17 protein-coding genes and 2 pseudogenes are annotated in these 21106 nt (G+C 45.8%); 13 read left to right on the top strand and 6 right to left on the bottom strand.

Going from position 1 to position 21106, the window contains the following annotated elements:
• Positions 1-124: 124 nt before the first annotated feature.
• Complete coding sequence (locus QUB61_RS00870) at positions 125-418, bottom strand: hypothetical protein (RefSeq protein ID WP_333133760.1); 294 nt, start codon at positions 416-418, stop codon at positions 125-127.
• Between the two features lie 544 nt (positions 419-962).
• Positions 963-1574 (bottom strand): thylakoid membrane photosystem I accumulation factor, encoded by a 612-nt coding sequence (locus tag QUB61_RS00865; protein WP_333133759.1) that lies wholly within the window; start codon positions 1572-1574, stop codon positions 963-965.
• Between the two features lie 323 nt (positions 1575-1897).
• Between QUB61_RS00865 and QUB61_RS00860 the strand changes: the two genes are divergently transcribed.
• Positions 1898-2800 (top strand): undecaprenyl-diphosphate phosphatase, encoded by a 903-nt coding sequence (locus QUB61_RS00860; RefSeq protein WP_333133758.1) that lies wholly within the window; start codon positions 1898-1900, stop codon positions 2798-2800.
• Positions 2801-3240: 440 nt separating this feature from the next.
• Here QUB61_RS00860 and QUB61_RS00855 read toward each other — a convergent pair whose 3' ends face one another.
• A complete protein-coding gene (locus QUB61_RS00855) occupies positions 3241-4239 on the bottom strand; it encodes a tetratricopeptide repeat protein (protein ID WP_333133757.1) in 999 nt (332 codons plus the stop codon).
• 167 nt (positions 4240-4406) lie between these two features.
• Positions 4407-6047 carry a tetratricopeptide repeat protein gene (locus QUB61_RS00850; protein ID WP_333133756.1) on the bottom strand — a complete coding sequence of 547 codons (1641 nt, stop codon included), beginning with the start codon at positions 6045-6047 and terminating at the stop codon, positions 4407-4409.
• A gap of 208 nt (positions 6048-6255) precedes the next feature.
• Here QUB61_RS00850 and QUB61_RS00845 point away from each other — a divergent pair, with 208 nt between their 5' ends.
• The 6 genes from QUB61_RS00845 to psbM all read left to right on the top strand — a co-directional run bounded on the left by QUB61_RS00845 (position 6256) and on the right by psbM (position 12369).
• Positions 6256-6465: a hypothetical protein gene (locus QUB61_RS00845; RefSeq protein WP_333133755.1), complete on the top strand. Its 210-nt coding sequence runs from the start codon at positions 6256-6258 to the stop codon at positions 6463-6465.
• Between the two features lie 142 nt (positions 6466-6607).
• Complete coding sequence (locus QUB61_RS00840; RefSeq protein WP_333133754.1) at positions 6608-7375, top strand: methyltransferase domain-containing protein; 768 nt, start codon at positions 6608-6610, stop codon at positions 7373-7375.
• A 73-nt stretch (positions 7376-7448) separates the two neighbouring features.
• A complete protein-coding gene (locus QUB61_RS00835; RefSeq protein WP_333133753.1) occupies positions 7449-8834 on the top strand; it encodes a TIGR03279 family radical SAM protein in 1386 nt (461 codons plus the stop codon).
• Positions 8835-9501: 667 nt separating this feature from the next.
• Positions 9502-11400 carry a TolC family protein gene (locus QUB61_RS00830; protein WP_333133752.1) on the top strand — a complete coding sequence of 633 codons (1899 nt, stop codon included), beginning with the start codon at positions 9502-9504 and terminating at the stop codon, positions 11398-11400.
• A gap of 265 nt (positions 11401-11665) precedes the next feature.
• Positions 11666-11962 (top strand): 2Fe-2S iron-sulfur cluster-binding protein, encoded by a 297-nt coding sequence (locus tag QUB61_RS00825; RefSeq protein ID WP_333133751.1) that lies wholly within the window; start codon positions 11666-11668, stop codon positions 11960-11962.
• Positions 11963-12255: 293 nt separating this feature from the next.
• Positions 12256-12369, top strand: a complete 114-nt coding sequence (psbM, locus tag QUB61_RS00820; protein ID WP_015177760.1) for a photosystem II reaction center protein PsbM — start codon at positions 12256-12258, stop codon at positions 12367-12369.
• Between the two features lie 120 nt (positions 12370-12489).
• Here the strand turns inward: psbM and QUB61_RS00815 are convergent, their stop codons facing one another.
• On the bottom strand, positions 12490-13341 hold the full coding sequence (locus QUB61_RS00815) for a universal stress protein (RefSeq protein WP_333133750.1): 852 nt from the start codon (positions 13339-13341) through the stop codon (positions 12490-12492).
• A 141-nt stretch (positions 13342-13482) separates the two neighbouring features.
• On the opposite strand from QUB61_RS00815, the gene QUB61_RS00810 reads away from it, so the two are divergent.
• The 5 genes and pseudogenes from QUB61_RS00810 (at position 13483) to QUB61_RS00790 (ending at position 18357) form a co-directional block, all read left to right on the top strand.
• On the top strand, positions 13483-13977 hold the full coding sequence (locus QUB61_RS00810; protein WP_332955046.1) for a thioesterase family protein: 495 nt from the start codon (positions 13483-13485) through the stop codon (positions 13975-13977).
• Positions 13978-14172: 195 nt separating this feature from the next.
• Positions 14173-15321: an RNA-guided endonuclease TnpB family protein gene (locus QUB61_RS00800; RefSeq protein WP_333133749.1), complete on the top strand. Its 1149-nt coding sequence runs from the start codon at positions 14173-14175 to the stop codon at positions 15319-15321.
• Positions 15322-15663: 342 nt separating this feature from the next.
• A pseudogene (locus tag QUB61_RS39700) lies at positions 15664-16401 on the top strand (2-isopropylmalate synthase); the annotation flags it as partial.
• Positions 16378-16812, top strand: a complete 435-nt coding sequence (locus QUB61_RS39695; RefSeq protein WP_445300992.1) for a homocitrate synthase/isopropylmalate synthase family protein — start codon at positions 16378-16380, stop codon at positions 16810-16812. The pseudogene QUB61_RS39700 and the gene QUB61_RS39695, both read left to right, overlap by 24 nt.
• 81 nt (positions 16813-16893) lie before the next feature.
• On the top strand, positions 16894-18357 hold the full coding sequence (locus tag QUB61_RS00790) for an MFS transporter (RefSeq protein WP_333136277.1): 1464 nt from the start codon (positions 16894-16896) through the stop codon (positions 18355-18357).
• Positions 18358-18398: 41 nt separating this feature from the next.
• Here QUB61_RS00790 and QUB61_RS00785 read toward each other — a convergent pair.
• Positions 18399-18668, bottom strand: a pseudogene (locus tag QUB61_RS00785) (SufE family protein); the annotation flags it as partial.
• A gap of 246 nt (positions 18669-18914) precedes the next feature.
• On the opposite strand from QUB61_RS00785, the gene QUB61_RS00780 reads away from it, so the two are divergent.
• A partial coding sequence (locus QUB61_RS00780; RefSeq protein WP_445300990.1) for a hypothetical protein occupies positions 18915-21106 on the top strand: 2192 nt, incomplete at its 3' end.

Raw genomic sequence — 21106 nt, 5'->3', positions numbered from 1 at the left:
CCAAAACCCTATCAGGGATTTTTTGTCACCCGATCGCTCAAACCAGCATAAAGCGATACCCGCGTGTCGCCGGAAGTTTCCCCAAAACAGCCATTATCCTCAATTTTATCAATATCGCTGATGTTTATATGGAAAAATCCTCGATCGCTATCACCCAAGAACTAATCCCCGCAATCTTCCCGCCAACAAACGAACGCCCGCCCAAATCTCCGCTAGCCGTAGCTATCTCATTTTTCCCCAAACCGCGATCGCGCCACCTCCGAAAATGCCTCCCCAAAGCATCGTGTTGGCTAGTTCCAGCGTCAAAATCAAAGATTAATTGACTTCCCAAAACCAATTCCGACATATCGGATTCTGTAGCATCTTTCAAAACATCAATTAAAGCATCATAGCGATTCTGTCCGCTATATCTTTTCACCTCAGAATTAGAATTTTCAACTTGTCCCCTTGCACCTAAACAGATACAGCGTATTCCAGATTTATGAAGTAGGGACACGGCTTAGCCTAAGTCCCTACGGGGGGGATAGATCGATCTAGGATATCCTTCATAAATGTGGAATCTGCTGTATAGCAATCCTAAATCATTTGTGAATTTCTTACTCCCGAGCGAGCGAGTTCGGGGAGGGTTGGGGTGGGGTAAAAAATTTACGACTCATTTTTACGGCTCCTGGAAGGATTGCTATATATCCATATCCAACTTTTGTCAATACTTTGCCCGCTTCATTTTGGTTTCTATTTATCTCCTACTGTTCCATACTTGGCGGCGCGGCTTTTTTCAGCTTTACTATCGTTTCCGGTTGCATCGGAATAATAAAATCGAGTCAACAGTTAACACTCAACCATCCTGTTTTTCGACCCCTCCTTCTACAGTCAACAGTCAACAGTCAACAGTCAACAGTCAACAGTCAACAGTCAACAATAATTCCGGTGCCACCGGAATTGATATTACTTATTGCAACATTTTACTTCGACAATTCGACGTTAAATTCGTTCACGACGCGGCGTTTCAGCGGGAGAGATTTTTCTCGGGGCAGCAAGTCAAATACTTTCCTAAAAGCATCGTCTACCTTTTCAAACGGTACTTGTCCTTTCGCGTTAAAAACTACTTTTCCCGATTGGTCTAGGATGACAGTTTGAGGTACGAAACCTTCGTAGTAATGGCTCGGTTCGGTGATTTCCGGTAACGGTTGCGGAGGCAAAGAGTCAACTGTTATGGGCATAAAATCGGCTTCGCGGCCGTAAAATTCCTGGAGTTGAGAGACGACGATCGCGTATTGCTTGGAGTCGCTGCTGTCGTCAGTGTAAAACACTAACAATACGGGTTTATTGCGTTTGAAAGAATCTGTGAGTTTTACTTTAGGAGGAACTAGGGAACCGTTGCCGGCGTAGAGGGCAAAGATTGTACCGTCATAGCGATCGTCTGTGAGACTTGCTAAGGCTGGTGGCGTGCCGGTTAGCAGTATCCAGCTAAGTGCGATCGCCACTGTTAAAAGACTGGCTGACAAGATTCGCCGCAGCAAGCCCAGCCCAGAAGCAGCAGTAACAATTGATTTTTTTTTCTCACTAAATATCATAAGTTGTTGGCAGTTGCTGTAAAAAAAGCGAAATCAGATGCAAAAACTTTCCTGATTTTATCACCCAAATGTAGGGAAATGTTGTTGAGTAGGTTAAAGTAGTTTCAGATCCGCTATCATAGTTTGCTTGTTGTGGCGATCGACAAGGCGATTCAACAGACCGAATATCAGTATTTGCGATCGGCTTTTCAGGGGCGGGCTGGAAGTGTCCGCGCCCAAATAAAATTTATTTTTGGTGGGGCGTTGCTCCTAGCTTCCCAGAAGGGTGCAAGATATTAAATTAAACTGATTGCTAGAAACTGACAACAGGGAATTCACAACTAATGATAGCTTTGCTTGACGCACTCCTGGGCCAAACGCCCGCTGCTGATGTTTCCGGGCCCGCTCAAATCAATCTGGTGCAGGCCATTATTTTAGGAATTGTACAAGGATTAACAGAGTTTTTGCCCATCAGCAGCAGCGCTCATTTGAAGGTAGTGCCGATCGCCCTTGGATGGGGCGATGCGGGGGTTGCTTATACTGCTGTTATTCAGTTGGGCAGTATTGTCGCAGTGCTTTGGTATTTTTGGCAAGACTTGACAACTATAACTTTTGGTGCTGTAGATGCCGTGGTGCGGCGCGACTACAAATCGCAAGAGTTTCAACTGGCGCTGGCACTTGTTTTGGGAACAATACCTATAGTCTTTTTTGGGCTGCTAATCAAGGCATTGGTTCCAGATTTTGACAAGTCGCCGCTGAGAAGTTTGGGTGCGATCGCCATTGCTTCGATCGTCATGTCGCTGCTGTTAGCAATAGCAGAAAAAATTGGCACGCGCCATCGCACTTATGAAAAGTTAACTGTTCAAGACGGTATTTTTATGGGATTAGCTCAAGCAATCGCATTGATTCCGGGGTGTTCGCGATCGGGTTCTACCTTAACAGCAGGATTGTTTATGGGATTAGAAAGACCCGCGGCCGCGCGGTTTTCTTTTTTATTGGGAATTCCCGCAATTACTCTGGCTGGATTAGTGGAATTGAAGGGTGCTGTGGGAGAAGGAATCGGCGATGCTGGAGTTGCAGCTTTGATAGTGGGAACAATTTCGGCATTTTTGTTTTCTTATTTGTCGATCGCGTGGCTGATGAAGTTCCTGCAAACTCAAAATACGTGGGTGTTTGTGTGGTACAGGTTGGCTTTTGGCGTGGCGATTTTGACCGCGCTTGCAGGTGGGGCAGTGAACAATATTTAAAATATAAATCCGATAGCAGTAGGAGCGACATAAGTCGCTCTGAACTCGGTAGAATTACGAAATCGAACGCCCCCTTACCAAATTATTCTCAATGAAAGAAAGTCGGAAACCTCAACAGCAAGAGAATCTAGAGAATCTGTTGATGCAGTTAAAAATAAATTGAGATCGGGACGATTTAGAGAAAATGTGCGCCCGTGCCGTTAAGGAGGAAGGCGAAAGATTTGTCTCCCTCCTTTTTTTCGAGAATTTGAGCTGACCACTTTTCTTTTATTTACACAACTCATTCAGACGCGCTATAGTAACGAAAGATCTAAAAAAATAGACGATCGGATTCGGATAATATTTAATTAGATCCTCGACTTCTTAAAGAAGTCGGGGATCTGGGTCTTCTATTTTTTAGCGATTAGTAGTGCGATCGACCTTTGGGGAGTTTTTGCAGTTTATTGAAGTTTCCGCAGGTTGTTAAGGGCTCTTTCATAGTTATCTTTATCACCTTGCTGCTGAAATAAGTCTGCTGCTTTCTGAAAGTCTTGCATCGCCCCGGGCTTGTCTCCCCCTTCAGCGCGGGCAAGTCCCCGGCTCAAGTAGGCACCGGCTAATTTAGGATCGATTCGCAAAGCTGCGTTGTAATCGGCTACAGCATTTTGCGTGTCTCCTAAACGAGAGCGGGTAACGCCCCGGTTTAAGTAGGCACCGGCAAAGTTAGGATTAATTTGCAAAGCTCGATCGTAATCGGCGAGTGCACCCTGGCTGTCTCCCAAATCATCGCGAGCATTCCCCCGGTGGGTGTAGGCTTCGGCAAAGTTAGGATTGATTCGCACAGCTTCGTTGTAATCGGCGACAGCACCCTGGTTGTCTCCTAAACGATAGCGGATATTCCCCCGGTGGTAGTAAGCAACAGCAAAGTTAGGATTAATGCGTAAAGCTTCGCTGTAATCGGCTACAGCACCCTGGTTGTCTCGTAAACGAGAGCGGGTAATCCCCCGGTTGTAGTAGGCAATAGCATCGTTAGGATTAATTCGTAAAGCTGCGTTGTAATCGGCGAGAGCACCCTGCCTGTCTCCTGAGTCATCGCGGGCATTCCCCCGGTTGGTGTAGGCTTCGGCATAATTAGGATTAATTCGCAAAGCTTCGTTGAAATCGGCTACAGCACCCTTATGGTCTCCTAAACTATAGCGGGCATTTCCTCGGCCGTTGTAGGCTTCGGCATAATTAGGATTAAGCACAATTGCTTGAGTGTAAGCGGCTATAGCACCTTGATAATCTCCTTTTTCATCTTTTTCCTCACCCTGAATCAAGAAATCCTCAGCTTTCGTCCCAGCCACCACAGACGCACTCGGAACCTGAACAGATATAGCCAAAACTGCGGTTGGTTGTGCGATCGCACTTATGGCAACTGCACCAATTAACGCGATCGTCCGTTTCTTAAAAAAATTCATTGATTTTACCTGGGAATAAAATAGCTTTTAAATTAAACATACTCGCCTTTTTACAGTAATTGCAAGCGATCGACTGGGAGGAACTTCAAAGCTATGTTCCTCGTACAAACTTCGCTCAAAAAAATTGTCAGTGTTAATTAGGCTATAGCGATTAGTAAGGCGGCAGTTTATTGAAGTCTCCTGAGAATGTTAATCGCTTTTTCATAGCTATCTTTATCTCCTTGCTGCTGATATAAATCTGCTGCTTTCTGAAAGTCTTGAATTGCCCCGGGCTTGTCTCCAGACTCACGGCGGGCAACTCCCCGGTTCTGGTACGCGGCCGCATTGTTAGGATTAATTCGTAAAGCTTCGCTGTAATCGGCGATCGCACCCTGAAATTCTCCTAACCTAACGCGGACAATTCCGCGATCGTAGTAGGCGAGAGCATCGTTAGGATTAATTCGCAAAGCTTCGTTAAAATCGGCTATAGCACGCTGGTTATCTCCTAATTCATAGTAGACAAGTCCCCGATTGATGTAGGCTGCGGCATAGTTAGGATTGATTCGCAAAGCTTCGCTGTAATCGGCTACAGCACCCTGCTTGTCTCCCAATTCAGAGCGGAGATTCCCCCGGCTTTTGTAGGCATCGGCATAGTTAGGATTAATTCGCAAAGTTTCGTTGTAATCGGTCAGTGCACCCTGTTTGTCTCCTAAACTGCGGCGGGCGAGTCCCCGGTTGTAGTAGGCTTGGAACAAGTTAGGATTAATTCGCAGAGCTCGCTCGAAATCGGCGATCGCATCCTGGTTGCTTCCTAAACTGCGGCGGGTATTTCCCCGATTGTTGTAGGCTTGGGCATGGTTAGGATTAATTCGCAAAGCTTCGTTGTAATCAGCTACAGCACCCTGCTTGTCTCCTAAGTCAGAGCGGACATTTCCCCGGTTGTAATAGAACCCGGCATCGTTAGGATTAATTCGCAAAGCTTCGCTGAAATCGGCGAGTGCACCCTGGTTGTCTCCCAAATCAGAGCGGGCATTTCCCCGGTTGTAGTAGGCATCGGCATTGTTAGGATCGATTCGCAAAGCTTCGCTGAAATCGGCTACAGCACCCTGCTTGTCTCCTAACGAGGAGCGGGTATTTCCACGACCAAGGTAGGCAAAGGCAAAGTTAGGATTAACTCGCAGAGCTTCGTTGTAATCGGCTAGTGCACCCTGCTTGTCTCCTAATTGAGAGCGGGTAGTTCCACGGTTTAAGTAGGCGGCCGCATTGTTAGGATTAATTCGCAGAGCTTCGTTGTAATCGGCTACAGCACCCTGCTTGTCTCCCAAATGAGAGCGGACAACTCCCCGGTTGTAGTAGCCAGTATGATAGTTAGGATTAATTCGCAAAGCTTCGTTGTAATCGGCGAGTGCACCCTTATTGTCTCCTAAAGCACGGCGGGTATTTCCCCGGCGGTTGTAGGCTTCAACATAATTAGGATTAAGCACAATTGCTTGGCTGTAAGCCGCTAGAGCACCTTGATAATCTCCTTTTTCATACTTATCGTTACCCTGAATAAAGAAAGCCTCAGCTTTGGGATCGGTCGCCACAGACGCACTCGAAACCTTGACCCCTACATCCACTTGAGCTGATGCCAACAATCTCACACTCGTATTAATCAGAATCCTCTCATTAAAAACTGGTTCTGGGTTCAGAATCCCGGTGCTAATATATGGAAGAGTACCGCAAAAAAAGTTATTATTTCCCGCACGGCTAGGTTGACAAAAAAGCGCTGTTGTGCTAGCAGAAACAACTAAGCCTGTCAGGATCCCCGTCAAAATTTTGAGTTTCATAAATACATATTTTTGATACATCCTCTCACAGCCAAGCTAAATTTACAACCCAGAACTTATCCTGATTCTAAAGGCGATCGACCTTAGCAAACTATGTCAATACCGAAAAAAGGAACCAGAAAAATAATTGTTGATGGGGAGCCTTTCATCTGGCTAATCCGAAGACAAGCTACTAATATGCAAGCAGACTACAGTTGCGGAAATCTTCATGTTGCTGTCCAACACGCTGAAGAACCGGGCGGGCGTGTTAGTTATCATCACCCATCCTCAATGTTGGGGTACTAACGAAGTGAGACCAGTAACACCCTCTGATGCAGCACAATGGATACGCCAAGCGATGCAATTTGGATGGCAGCCTCAGCTACCTGGAATAACTTTTGAGGTGCGGATTGCAGGACTGTTTATGGAAAAAATATAATGCTGTATATTTAGCAACCCGACAAGTCAATTCTGTTAAAGACAATTCACTCGCCTAGACTGGCAGAAGCGATCGGGCGATCGCCAAATTCAGCCTAGACAAGTTAAACTGTAAACATTCTCCGCTAGCCACATCCTAAACTATGACCGCACATCAGGAATCCATCATCGACCAGTTCACTCGTCAGGCAATTCCCTTCTCTAAATTGTACGCTCACACAAATCAAGAGTCTCTGTACCTGCTGAGAGAAATGGCGAGTGTATCTGACAAAGACACAGTTCTAGATGTTGCTTGCGGTTCAGGTATTGTTAGTTGTGCTTTTGCGGAAGTTGCCAGTCACGTTACTGGCATTGATATCACACCAGCGATGCTCGAACAAGCCCAGATTCTGGCGCAACAGAAAAACTTGATTAATCTGTCCTGGCAACAAGGAGATATTGAAACACTACCATTTCCCGATGCTACTTTTTCTATTGTTCTGAGTCGTTACGCTTTCCATCATTTTTTGCAGCCAGATGTTGTTCTATCAGAGATGGTTCGCGTATGTCGTCCAGGTGGTCGAATCCTGATTGCTGATGTTGCTTTGCCAGCGGATAAAGTGAATGCTTATGACCGGATTGAGAAGTTGCGCGATCCCTCTCATACTCGCGCCTTGACTCTGGAAGAGTTTCCAAAATTAGTCGCAGATGCCAATCTTCAAAATGTTAAATTGGCTTTTTACAAGGTAGAACTTGGGCTAGAACAACAGTTAGCTGCTTCTTTTCCCAACCCCGGCGATGACCAGAAAATCAGAGAAATTTTTAGAGAGGATATTGGTGTTGATAGTCTCGGAATTGGCGCGCATTTTCGAGGCGAGGAAATTCATTATGCGGTTCCAATCGCTGTCATCGTTGGCGATAAAAAAGCCTAAGTTTTATCAACTCAAAACAAGTGTAACAGAGTCCCACTAATAACAAATAACTAATTGGGAATCACTAATAAATATGAGCGAATTATCAACCCGACCAGCCCTAATCACCAAAGTTATCCCCGACAGCATCGGCGCCGAAATCGGATTTGAAGCAGGAGACTCAATCGTCGCCGTCAACGGTCAAAAACCCCGCGACTTGATCGACTATCAATTCCTGTGCGCGGATGAATTTCTCGAACTAGAAGTTTTAGATGCCAAAGGCAAAACTCACAAGTTAGAAATAGAAAAAGAGTATGACGAAGACTTGGGAGTAGAATTTGAAACTGCTCTTTTTGATGGACTAATTCAGTGCAACAATCGCTGCCCTTTTTGCTTCATTGACCAGCAGCCTCCGGGAAAGCGCGAAACTTTGTATCTCAAAGATGATGACTACCGCCTCAGCTTTCTTTATGGTAGCTATCTCACTCTCACAAATCTGACTCAAAAAGAGTGGGAGAGAATCGAACAAATGCGGCTTTCTCCTCTCTATGTTTCCGTGCACGCTACCGAACCGGAAGTGCGAATTAGGCTGTTAAAAAATCTCCGCGCTGGGAAGATTCTCGAACAAATCAAATGGTTTCAAGAACGCCGCTTGCAAATTCACGCTCAAGTAGTTGTTTGTCCCGGTATTAATGATGGCGAACATTTAGAACGCACTTTGTTAGATTTGGCAAAGTTTCATACCGGAAATATTCCCGCTGTCGCCTCGGTGGCTGTAGTGCCGGTGGGTTTAACTCGCTTTCGCCCAGCCGAAGATGAACTGAGCGCAGTAACTGCGGAAAAAGCGCGAGAAGTAATCGAGCAAGTGCAGAAAATTCAAGTGCTTTTAAGTAAAGGAAAAGGCGGCCCAAAGGGGAAAAAGCAGAAGTCAAAATCGCGCTGCATTTGGCTGGCTGACGAGTGGTTTTTAATAGCTGGTTTAGATTTGCCGTCGGCTGGAGATTACGAAGATTATCCGCAAATTGGTAACGGTGTCGGTTCTATCCGCCAGTTTATCCAGCAGTTTGAAACGGCTTTTGAGAAGCTGCAACCGATGCAAGTCGAGCCAGAGCGCAAGTTAGTTTGGGTGGTGGGGAATGCTGTAGAAAAAGCTTTTGAGCCGATCGTACAACAACTAAACCAAATTCCCGGCTTGTCCGTCAACATGGCAGCTCTGTGCAGCCGCTACTGGGGACAAACTATCACTGTCACGGGTTTGCTCACCGGGCAAGATTTGCTGGAAGCTTTGCAGGGGCGAGACTTGGGAGATGGCATCCTGCTGCCGTCGGTGATGCTAAAACAGGGGGAACCGCGTTTTCTAGACGACATGACCGTCGAACAGCTCGCCAGCTTGCTGAAAACCCGGATTTTGCCGGTTAGCGGAGTAGAGGAACTAATCTCGGCGGCGATCGGTCTGGCAACTGCTGAAGTTGAATTGTGAAGTACCCATCACTAATCGGAGTACCGATATAGTTAGGGCTTCCCGTCTCGTCTGCCGTTGCCCCTTTAAACCCGTGCTTAAATTGGTCTTACACAACATCTCTGGTCTTTCGACCTTTATCCTCCCGACAGAGAGGAACCCAGGCAGCCGCTCGCCTTCCACAAGCAGTTTAATTGTTTTTTCGTACATTCCTGTTTGGATTATGTTTTATCGCCTTGTTCTTCGAGCATGACGAACCAGTGACCGGAATCTTTCTCCCTTTCTCTCGCTAGTTACTTTCGCAAGCATATGACTGCTACGTCGTGTTGTGGTCAGCCGAGTGGACGGGTCGCAACCACTAATACATTACATCACAGACTGAACAATTGGGGGAAATCAAGGAATACTTTGGTGATTCTTCGGACATCCTCGCCGGGCGTTACCCTGCCGTTAGCAATTGTCGGGGATGCCCTCATAAATCACCCGCCTTACATCTGGCCACTAATCGGATTACCGATCTAGTGGGAGCATTACGGCGGTGTAGGTAAATTTTGAACCGAACATTCAAAAGTTAAGATGAGTAGGGTAATTCTGACTTGTAACTGGCGAGTTCAGGCTACAAACTAGAAACTTGAAGCCAAATCTTGCTCTAAAATTGTCTCTAGGATTGCAGACTAATTAAAAAATTATGCGTGTTTTTCGTCAAATCATCGGAGTCGGAGTGGGCGCTGCAATTACTTTGGGCAACGCCGCACAGAGTGCTTCAGCACAGCCTCCGGCTCAGTCCCAGGACAGCTTGGCCCCTAGCAATCAGCTCGTCGAATTAGGGCCGAATGTTCGATCGACCTCGAACACAGCGCCAGAGTCAGCAAAAGACCTCGAACAGTCGATCGCCCCGGGCCCGCCAACCTCCGACTCTGGGCAGCCAGTCCGAGCGAAGATCGCATCAACTCCCCCAACCGGGCCTTCGCTTGCATCAAAGCCTCAACAGGCTGCTCCGGCTTCCCCATCAACTCTGTCTCAAGGCGGTTCAACGCCTCAAAGAGGTTTGGAACCGACAGACGCTCAGCAGCTTTCCCCGAGCCCTCTCAACAATGTTCCTGTGCCGAGTTCCCCGGTCCCAATTATCCCGGGCACTCCGAACGAAAGTTTCCCCCCTCTGACTCCGAGGGGCATTTTAGACACCAACCCTCCGGCTTCCCTGGAACCCAACCCGAATCCGCTGCAGTTTCCGACAAACCCGGAGGATGTCAGGATCGAGCAAACAGAGTCAATTACCTTGCAGCAGGCGATAGACCTCGCCCGCCGCAACAGCCAAGTTTTGCAAATCGCCCAACAGCAAGTGGAACAAACCAGATCCGCTTTGCGCGAACAACAAGCTGCTCTTTATCCCGACCTAAATTTTCAAATGGACGCCAGCCGCCAAATAAGTGCCGGCGGAGAACTCGGAGTCCGGGCTCAGCAGCGCCAGTTAAACTTTCAGGCTAGCCGAACCGGGGAACCCGCCGACCAAGCCCGGCCAAATTTTGGCAGCAACACTCTCAACAGCACTTTGCAGTTGAGCTACAACCTCGATGTGTTCGGAGGCCGGCGCGCTAACATCCGCGCGGCAGAGGAACAGTTGCGCTTTCGGGAACTGGATGTGGAACGCCAAGCCGAGGAACTCCGCTTCGACACTGCTGAGGCTTACTACAACTTGCAAAACGCGGACGGACAAGTTGCCATCCGCCAAGCTTCGGTGAGAAATGCCCAGCAAAGTTTGCGGGATGCCGAAGCCCTGGAACGGGCAGGGGTGGGAACCCGGTTTGCTGTGTTGCAGGCTCAGGCAAATTTGGCTAACGAAGTGCAACAACTGTCAGTGGCCCGTCGCGACCAGCGAGTTGCCCAGCGGCGTCTGGCTGAGATTTTGAATATCAGCCAGACGGCGAACTTGACAGCGGCTGACCCGGTAGAGCAAGCGGGCTCTTGGAGGCTGTCTTTGGAAGAGAGTATCGTGCAGGCTTTTAGGAATCGCCCCGAGTTGGAACAGCAGTTGGTGCAGAGAGATATCAGCAAGCAGCAGAGGCGATCGATTCAGGCGGGGCGTTTGCCTCAAGTGAGTGTCTCGGCCGCCTACAACGTGGTGGGGCAAGACCCTGACGACCCGGGCCGGTTTGTTCCTCGCGGCTGGGCGGACGGGTATTCGGTGCGGGCGAGTCTGACTTGGAGTCTCTTCGACGGGGGCGCGGCGAACGCCAGGGTGCAACAGCGGGAGGCTGAGATGACGATCGCCGAAAGTCGATTCGACCAACTCCGCAACCAGGTTCGCCGGGAAGTGGAACAAGCTTATTTTGGCTTAGAGTCGAGTTTTGAGAATATCGAAACTTCAGAGGCGGGGGTTTTGCAGTCAAGGGAAGCTCTGCGTCTGGCGAGACTGCGGTTTCAAGCTGGCGTGGGTACTCAGACGGATGTGATTCAGGCGGAAACTGATTTGACTAGGGCTGAGAGAAACCGATTGTCGGCAATTGTCACCTACAACCTGGGGCTTTCGTCTCTCCAGCGGGCTGTGAGCAATCTTCCGACTAATAACCTCTCGGATGCTCCTTGAGATTGGGTTGGGGCGATTCCCTACGGGATAGCTACGCTCGCGCGCACATTTAATTACAAAGGAAATTAGACATCGGGGTATTATATCGTTTCCGGTTGCATCGGAATGATAAAGTCAAGGTCAATAATCCCACATTCCCCGACTCCCGACTCCCAACGGACCACTCCCCATCATTCCGGTGTAACCGGAATTGATATTAAACTTCCGACACATTAGTTAATATTTTGTAATAGAGTTCCATGTCAACTGCGTTAAGGAATCGGCAATGGCCAACATCAAGTTTGTGAAGGAAAATCAGGAAGTCATCGCAGCAGACGGAGCCAATTTGAGGCTCAAAGCTCTAGAAAACCGCATCGATTTGTACACATTTTCGGGAAAGATGATGAATTGCGGGGGCATCGGTCAATGCGGCACCTGCATTGTGGAAATTGTCGAGGGAAGTGAAAATCTGTCGCCCCGCACTGACTTTGAAAACCGCAAGCTCAAAAAAAAGCCCGAAAACTATCGGTTGGCTTGTCAAACTTTGGTCAACGGCCAGGTCAGCGTGAAGACTAAACCCTGACTCTCAGAAGGCATTCGGCATTCGGCAGCAGATGCAGAAGGAAAGAAAAATGCAGAATGCAATAATTTTGTTTTTTTTCCTATTTCACTGTATAATTACGCCTTTTGCCGGGCCAGGAAAAGAAACAGGGTTTCTAGGACAAATAAGAGATTGGGCAGCCAGGTATCGAGGCAGAAACCGGGTTTCGACGCTTGTCCGCAAGCTCTCCTTCTGTCTTCGAGTTTGCCTTTTGCCTTTGAGTGATATCCTAGTTGTGTGTGTTTTCCTATTTTCCGATAGAGGCGAGCGTCTTCATGGAAGTTAACGATTTAGGGTTTGTGGCAACCATTCTGTTTGTCTTGGTGCCCAGCGTTTTTCTAATCATTCTGTACATTCAAACGGCTAGCCGTCAAGGTAGAAAAGATTAGCAACTGCTGCTATTTCTGTCTGGCCCAAGCTGCTTGCAAAAAAGGCGCCAACAGCTTTTTGCTGAGGCGCTTTTTTTGTTAACTGTTGAGTGTTGGCTGCTAACTGTTAAGGATGAGATTCTAGGCGACTGTGCGGGCTAGCAAGACAGGACAGTTGGCGTAGACTCGCACGTAGTCTGATAGCGAATTTCCTAGGAGTCGATCGAGATCCACAAAGTTTTTGGCAACGTTCGGCCGCCGATCGGGGGAACCGATTACCAACAAGTCGGCATTCACGTCGTCTGCAATCTGACAAATAGCTTCCCCTGGCTTGCCTGTGGCACTCACGCACCGGTAGCTAACTCCCATTTGTTTCGCGAGTGCTACTGCGGGGGCTAATACGGGGTCTTTTTCAGCATTTGCTGTTAAATCTTCGGTGGATTTTCCCGTCAAATCTTTGGTTACGTGTACTAGAATTATCTGGCCGCCGCTGACTTCTTTGGCAAAAGATAGGGCGAGTTCTAAGGATTGTTTGGCGGATTCGGATTTATCTAGCGCCACCATGACGCGCTTGATTTTTTTGACGTAGATGTCGTCTTTTACTAACAGCATCGGTCGGGATGTTAGCTGGAAAACGTACTGGCTGACAGAGTTTTCCAAAATCGATTGCAGCCGTCCGAGTCCCCGGGAACCCATAATTACTAAGTCGGCTTTTTCTTCTTCTGCGACTTGGCAAACAGTTGTTTTCGGGTCTCCCTGTTTGAGCCGGGGATTGACTTTGCTGGGATCTATTTTCAAAGACTGGACTGCTTGTGCTAAAATCTTGCCTCCTTCTTCCAACTTGGCGGCCATGCCGTCGGATGTTACTTGTGGCGGCACTACGTGCAAGACGGTGACAGAGGTGTTTTGCAAGGAAGGGATGTCCATTAACATATTAAACATCTCTTCGCACAAGCCGCGACCGGCGACGGCTACTAAAATTTTTTCTATCATGGTTTTGGCGGTAAAAATAGTTGAGTTTTCTTGTGGGAGGTTAAACTAGGGCGTTCGGACTCTAGTTGCTTAATGTCAAGCATAAGCCTGAAATTTGCTTTATGATTTGTAGAAATGTAGCGTTTTGGAACGATTTGTAACGTGTTAGAGAACGATCGAACTCAACCAGAACTCGCACCGGCTGGTGCCATTCAAAACCGGGCTGGGATGAACTCGGAGGGCTGGTTTGAATATTTGGTGCGAGTGTACCCTCACCATACAGACTACAGCGGTGTGGTTTGGCACGGGACTTATCTGGCTTGGATGGAGGAAGCTAGGGTGGAAAGTTTGCGCTCTCTGGGCATCGAGTATGCAGACTGGGTGGCGCAGGGCTTGGAATTGCCCGTGGTGGAACTTTCGCTGCGCTACCACCGCTCTGTACAAATGGGTCAATCTGTGGCAGTCAGAACGCGGATAGGTGCTAGCGAGGGTGTGCGGCTGCTTTGGGATTACGAAATTCGATCGGCTGATACTCAGGAGTTATATGTCACCGCACAGGTAACTTTGGTTGGTGTCGATCGCGACAAAGGTAAGATTATGCGTCAATTACCCCCAACAGTGCAGGCAGCTTTAGCAAAGTTGGCCATCAACCCTTAGACTTATCAGAAAAATCGGTTTAAAACCCCGTCCTTCTAGGACAGCTTTTCGCCGTAAATACGGGTCTGCAATATTTTGTTACACAGACCCAATGGATTAGTAAATCTGTAATGCTGTGCCTTTCGGGGCCCAATTGGGTTAACATTACTTGTAGACCAACTTACGACAGTTGACATACCAACAATAACATACCTAATGAAAGCAAGGTATAAGTACCGATTCTACCCAACCGACCAACAGAAGCAGAGCTTGGCTCAGCTATTTGGTTGCGTTCGGGTGGTCTGGAACGACGCTTTAGCTTTATGTAAAAGCAGTGAAAAGCTACCCAATTACAATCAGCTATCTGGATTGTTAACAAGCTCAAAAAAGGCAGAAGAGAGAGCTTGGTTGAACGAGGTATCATCCGTCCCATTGCAACAGTCTTTAAGGCATTTGGCATCGGCGTACAAAAACTTTTTCGATGCTCGCAAGGGAAAAAGGAAGGGTAAAAAAGTTGCGCTACCTAAATTTAAGAAAAGGACTAACAAGCAATCTGCCGAGTTTGCTAAATCCGGGTTCTCTCTCAAAGAGAACGAAGTCTATTTAGCTAAAATCGGATGCGTCAAACCGATTTGGAGCCGGGAGTTACCCGTAGCTCCTACTTCGGTTACGGTAATCAAAGATTGTGCCAACCGTTACTTTCTAAGTTTTGTAGTCGAAATAAACCCAGTTAGGATTGAACCAAAAAACCAATCTATCGGTATCGACTTGGGTATCCAAACTTTTGCGGTTCTCAGTAACGGAACGCAAGTTAAGGGACCGGACTACTCAAAGCCAGACCGCAAGATTAGAAAATTGCAACGCAAGTTAGCACGCCAACAAAAAGATTCAAGTCGGCGGAACAAAACGCGAATCCGTATCGCCAAGCAACACAACAAGATTACCGACAAGCGGACTGACTTTCTGCACAAACTGTCAACTAAAATAGTCAGCGAAAACCAAACTGTAATTTTAGAAGATTTGAATGTGTCGGGAATGGTAAAAAATCGCCGTCTTGCCAAAGCAATTAGCTGGCAAGGGTGGTATGAGTTTCGCACCCTAACAGAGGCTAAATGCGATAAGTACGGTCGGGATTTTAGGGTAATAGATAGGTGGGAGCCAACTAGCCAAGTGTGTTCGGAATGCGGGTTTAAGTGGGGCAAACTGGATCTTTCAATTAGAAAACTAATTTGTCTCAATTGCGCTACGCACCACGATCGAGATGAGAACGCAGCCAAAAATATAGCCCAAGTCGGGATGGGATATCGCCACGACTTTAAACGGACGCAGAGAGAAGATAAGACTACTTGTAGCGCATCTCGATGAAGTGTCAAGAATCCCCGCGCCTTCTCGGGCCGGGGAGTATATCAACTATTAGATCTCCCCAATAACTTTTGTGGAGCAGGCATCCTGGCTGCCTTTGACTGTATTTTTTGGAGATATCTATTGGGGGTCATGGCTCAAGTTTCTATAAGGTATTGTGCCCTCGCCGATGCCAGCCCCTTTTTCAAGATTTTGTTAAGCTGTTGTGCATTTAAATTGTATATTTCGAGTCCCGAACAAAAATCGTCAAATCCTCTCCCCCTCTCCCCTTCACCCCCTCTCCCTCTCTAATACCATAGGCAATCTAGATGCAACACAGCTTAGTAGCTAAATCGATCGTAGATTATGATTAAAATTCTTGATTCTACCTTGAGAGAGGGAGAACAAACCCCTGGAGTTTATTTCGCACCTGAAACAAAGTTAAAAATTGCGGAGTTTTTAGACCACATAGGAGTTGATATTATTGAAGCCGGCAATCCTGCTGTAGATAGCGAAATTGCTTTAGCCGTTACCCGCATTGCCAATGCTGGACTAAAAGCAAAAATAGGCGCTCATTCGCTCTGCCGAATAGATGATGTTAAAAAAGCCCTGGATTGTAATGTCAGCTTTTTAGGCGTGTTTTTTAGTGTATCCTCTCAACGATTGCAATGCGACTATAATATCTGTTTAGATGAAGCCCTAGATAAAATTGTGGAAGTAATAACTTATGCTAGAGAGCAGAATGATAGTTTATTGATTCGCTATACGCCGGAAGATACAGTTCGCTCTCCTATGAAAAATGTGATTTAGGCGGCTAGTGCAGCAGTGCAGGCTGGAGCTAATATAATCAGCATAGCTGATACCACGGGATATACAACCCCATTTCAACAAAAACGTAGTATTTATTATTTTGTCAAAATCCTGAAGGAGGAACTAGCCAAACGAGAATTATATCCACAAATAGAAGTTCATTGCCACAACGACCGAGGTTTAGCTTTAGCAAATGCCTTGGATGCCTACAGAGCGGGAACAGATATTATTGATGTCAGCGTGATGGGACTAGGGGAAAGAGCTGGTATAGTGGATTTGGCTGAGTTACTAATAAATTTATCCGACCTTATTGAGGAGAAAAAATTTTGGCAACTAGGATATTTGAAAGATTTGTATAATTTGGTAAGCGAGTATTCTCATGTACCTATTTCTCCTCATCACCCTGCCGTGGGGAAAAATGCTTTTACCCATTATGCAGGTGCTCACCTTACGGCCATGGCAAAAGATGAGCGCCTATATCAAAGTTTAAATCCAGAAATTTTGGTAATTAAAAGTAGTATAGCATTAGGGATGCAATCGGGATTGACTGCTGTAGAATTAGCTCTAAAGCAGATTGGCAGAGAGGAACTGGCTGAAAACAAAAATTTAGTAGCTAAGATTCTTAAAAAGATTAAAGAAATTGTTAAAAGAGGAACCCCAATCGATATCGATAAACAATTTATAGAAATTATTGATAATTGCTAATTTAGCGTAGCACCTATCAAGTGAAAACTGCTATAGTTTGGATGATTTCAGAATAATCCCACCTCTCACTAGATAGTAATAATGTCAACAACGCCAGCAGAAAACTCTAACGAATTAAGGCAAGAAGACAAGAAAACACCTAAAAAATGGTGGACTACAGTTGGTATTGGTATTGGTGTATTCATTTTTGCTTTGGATGTATATATAGTTAACTTGGCTTTGCCAGTTATGCTTGAATCTCTCCATACCAGTTTTGCCACGAGTCAATGGATAGTTTTAAGTTACTTGCTGGCAATCGCCATATTTGTAATATTGGTATCAAAATTAGGTGATATCTGGAACAAAAAGCGATTGTACATTATTGGCTTAACAATCTTTACGATCAGTTCACTATTGTGTGGCATGGCGCCAAATGTCGGGTTTTTAATAGCGTTTCGAGGATTGCAAGGAGTAGGGGCTGCGTTTTTATCTGGCTTGGGAACTGCGATGATTGTGGAGGCATTTCCAGCGGCAGAGCGGGGACTGGGACTAGGTATTAGAGCGGGAATTTACGGAATGGGGATTACCTTGGGGCCCATGGTAGGAGGAGTGCTGATGAGTGTGGGAGGCTGGCCTTTAATTTTCTGGGTGAATGTTCCGATTGGGATTTTTGCCATTTTGATTGTGGCTTGTTTTGTACCGAATTCTGCGATTAGTGGAAACCCCGAAAACTTTGATATCATCGGTACGCTGATATTGACCATCGTCTTAACTTCTTTTATTCTTGGTCTTACCCTATTACAGAAAGGTAATTCTCAGATTGCCATAAATATGCTGGGTTTTTCTGTCGTCAGCTTGATTGGCTTTTTATGGTTAGAATCCCGAATAGCAGCACCAATGATCGACTTTAAAATATTTCGATCCGTAGAGTTTAGCCTGGGCTTAACGCTACGTTTTATTGCAAATTTCGCGATCGCAGGTGTCATCTTCATCCTTCCTTTTTTCTTCACCTTCCTTGAACACTATTCAACTCAAAAATCTGGTTTTTTAATGGTAGTACCGTCACTTCTGATTGTGACAAGTGCGCCTATTTCGGGTATTCTTTCCGACCGTTTTGGCACGCAGCTCATTACTTTAATGGGTCTAGTATTTATGGTCGTTGGATGTTTTTTAATCAGCAGATTTGATACTGAATTAACTGTCATCAAGTATATTTTGGGGATTATTCCCTATGGGGTAGGAGTGGCGATGTTCAACTCTCCTAACAATAGCTCTATTATGGGAGCCGCACCACAAGATCGATTAGGTATTGCTTCGGGATTGTTGTCATTTTCGCGGATATTAGGGCAGATGCTGGGAGTACCAATAGTAGGTGCTTTGTTCTTCTTTACCACAAGTTTTAGCGCTAATTTTGCACCGAATATCGATATTAGCAATGCGCCTGTACAAGCATTACTTTTTGCTACACATACTACTTTTTTGGTGCTTGGGGTTTTATTAATGGTTTCGACAATGTTTGCAGCTTTGTTTTGGTGGATAGAGAATAAAAAAACGGCTCTCCTATAAAAATCATTGGCTGTTGATTTTAGTGAGGATTTTTCATGTGCTTAATTCAGTTCTGATTGCTCACTTACCTGGGATTCCAGCCCTTTCTTTTTCATTATTTGAAAAATGTTGTAAAATCCGTTAGCGCGGGAAGGTCTCAAACTCACATTCAATCCCGTGTCTTGAATAAAATATGGGGTAATGGTGACAATTTCAGCAGGCGTTAATCCGCTCAAACCTTCCGCCAGCAAGCCAACTAATCCTTTGACGAACTGAGCGTCTGAATTGCCTTGATACAAAACTTTTCCGTCTGGCAAATTTGCAGTAATATAAACTGCTGACTCAGCATATCGAGATTATTCCTGATATTGTGGATTTGCTGCATTAATCGGACTTGGAGGGTGTTCCGTGCGCACCTTACCTGTAAACAAAAGGTATTTGTAAAGAAATATAAATTCTTGAGCCAAGTGAACGGAGGCTTGCAAGTTGTGATAGCTTTGAGTAAAATAGGGATTTGTTGAAGTCCCTTTTGTGGGCAAGCATCAAGATAACTCAATTTATATCAATTAGATAAAAAAATGGAACCATTAGTTTTATTAATAGGATTTGGAGGCGGGGCCTTAGTCTGCTGGCTAATTTTGAATAAGCGAAATTCACGCAATTTGGTGCGGATGCAGGGTTCACAGGAGGCGATATCGAAGTTGGCGGAGCAGTTGGATGCCCGCAATTCGGAGTTGCAGCAAAAGGTGCAGAATGAAAATCAGCTAAATTATGAATTGTCCCAGTTGCAAAGTCGGTTGGAAACTGTGACTCGCGAGCAAGATTTTTTAAAAAATCAAGTGTCGGAAATGGAAGGATTTGTGGCAGGAGTTGCCCAGGATCGATCGCAAATTGATTCTCTGATTGCTGATTTGGAGTTTCAGCTAGAAAATGCTCAACAAGCTGAGTCGCAGTTAGCAGAAGTGGCGGAACTTAAAAATCAGTTAGAAGTTGGGGCGCAGGAGCGATCGCAGCTTAACGCTCAATTGGTGGAAATGCAAGCAGAGTTACAGGCGGTTGATGCAGAACGTTCTCAATTTCACGCTCTGCTGTCTGAATTTGACAGTCAGTTGAAAACTGCTAGTCAAAGCAGATTGCAGGTACAGTACCAGTTGTCGGAAATTCAAATTAAGTTCGATCGCTCGATTCAAGAGCGGGAGCAACTTCAGTCTCAACTGTCGGGTTTGCAAGCTCAACTGCAATTAGTCGAAGAAGAGCGATCGCAATTTACTTCTCAATTCTCTGAGCTACAAGCTCAATTGGAGAATGCAGAGCAAGAACGCGACATACTCAACTCTCAATTGCAAACCGCTCGCCAACAAGCAACGCAACCTCAATTTGAATTATTAGAACTGGAAACACAGTTAGAAGCTGCTAATCTGGAGAAAATGCAGTTAAACGCTCAAGTTGAAGAAATACAAAGTCAATCAGAAAAGGTTGTTAGAGAGCGAGAAAAGCTGCTGTCTCAGTTGTCAGAATTGCAGGCTCAGATAAATCGCAGCGAGGGAGATAGCTCGCAACTTCAGTCTCAGTTATCGGAACTGCAAGCTCAATTAGAAACTGCTAACAGAGAACGCTCGAACCTTTATTCTCAACTGTCCCAATTGCAAAATCAATTCCAGACAGCAAACCAGAATCAAAATCAACTTCAATCTCAAATCTCCGAGTTAGAACATCAGTTAGAAAGTGTCCGTCAAACTCGCTCTGAATTAGAAGCTCAGCTAGAAACTGCTAACACAGAACGCTCGCAACTTTATTCTCAAATCTCCCAATTGCAAAGTCAAACCGAGACAGCAAACCAGAATCAAAATCAACTTCAATCTCAAGTATCCGAGTTACAACATCAGTTAGAAAGCGTGCGTCAAAGTCGCTCGGAATTGGAAGCTCAGCTCACTTCTCAACTCTCGGAATTGCAAAATCAAATCGCAACAGCAAACCAGAATCCAACTCAACTTCAATCTCAAATCTCCGAGTTAGAACATCAGTTAGAAAGTGTCCGTCAAACTCGCTCGGAATTGGAATCTCAGCTAAAAGCTTCTAACACAGAACGCTCGCAACTTTATTCTCAAATCTCGGAATTCCAAAGTCAAACCGAGACAGCAAACCAGAATCAAAATCAACTTCAATCTCAAATCTCCGAGTTAGAAAATCAGTTGAAAAGTGTGCGTAAAAGTCGCTCGGAATTGGAATCTCAGCTAGAAGCTTCTAACACAGAACGCTCGCACCTTTATTCTCAAATCTCCCAATTGCAAAGTCAAATCGAAACAGCAAACCAGAATCAAAATCAACTTCAATATCAAATATCCGAGTTAGAACATCAGTTAGAAAGTGTGCGTCAAAGCCGCTCTGAATTGGAATCTCAGCTCACTTCTCAACTCTCGGAACTCCAAAGTCAAATCGAAACAGCTAATCAAAATCAACTTCAACTTCAATCTCAAATCTCCGAGTTAGAACATCACTTAGAAAGTGTGCGTCAAAGTCGCTCTGAATTGGAAGCTCAGCTAGAAACTGCTAACACAGAACGCTCGCACCTTTATTCTCAACTCTCGGAAACTCAAAGTCAAATCGAGACAGCAAACCAGAATCAAAATCAACTTCAATATCAAATCTCCGAGTTAGAACAACAGTTAGAAAGTGTGCGTCAAAGTCGCTCGGAATTGGAAGCTCAGCTCACTTCTCAAATCTCCCAATTCCAAAGTCAAACCGAGACAGCAAACCAGAATCAAAATCA

The sequence above is a fragment of the Microcoleus sp. C2D2 genome, assembly GCF_036702495.1.
Taxonomy (GTDB): domain Bacteria; phylum Cyanobacteriota; class Cyanobacteriia; order Cyanobacteriales; family Microcoleaceae; genus Microcoleus.
This window is presented reverse-complemented; position numbering and strand designations above follow the sequence as displayed.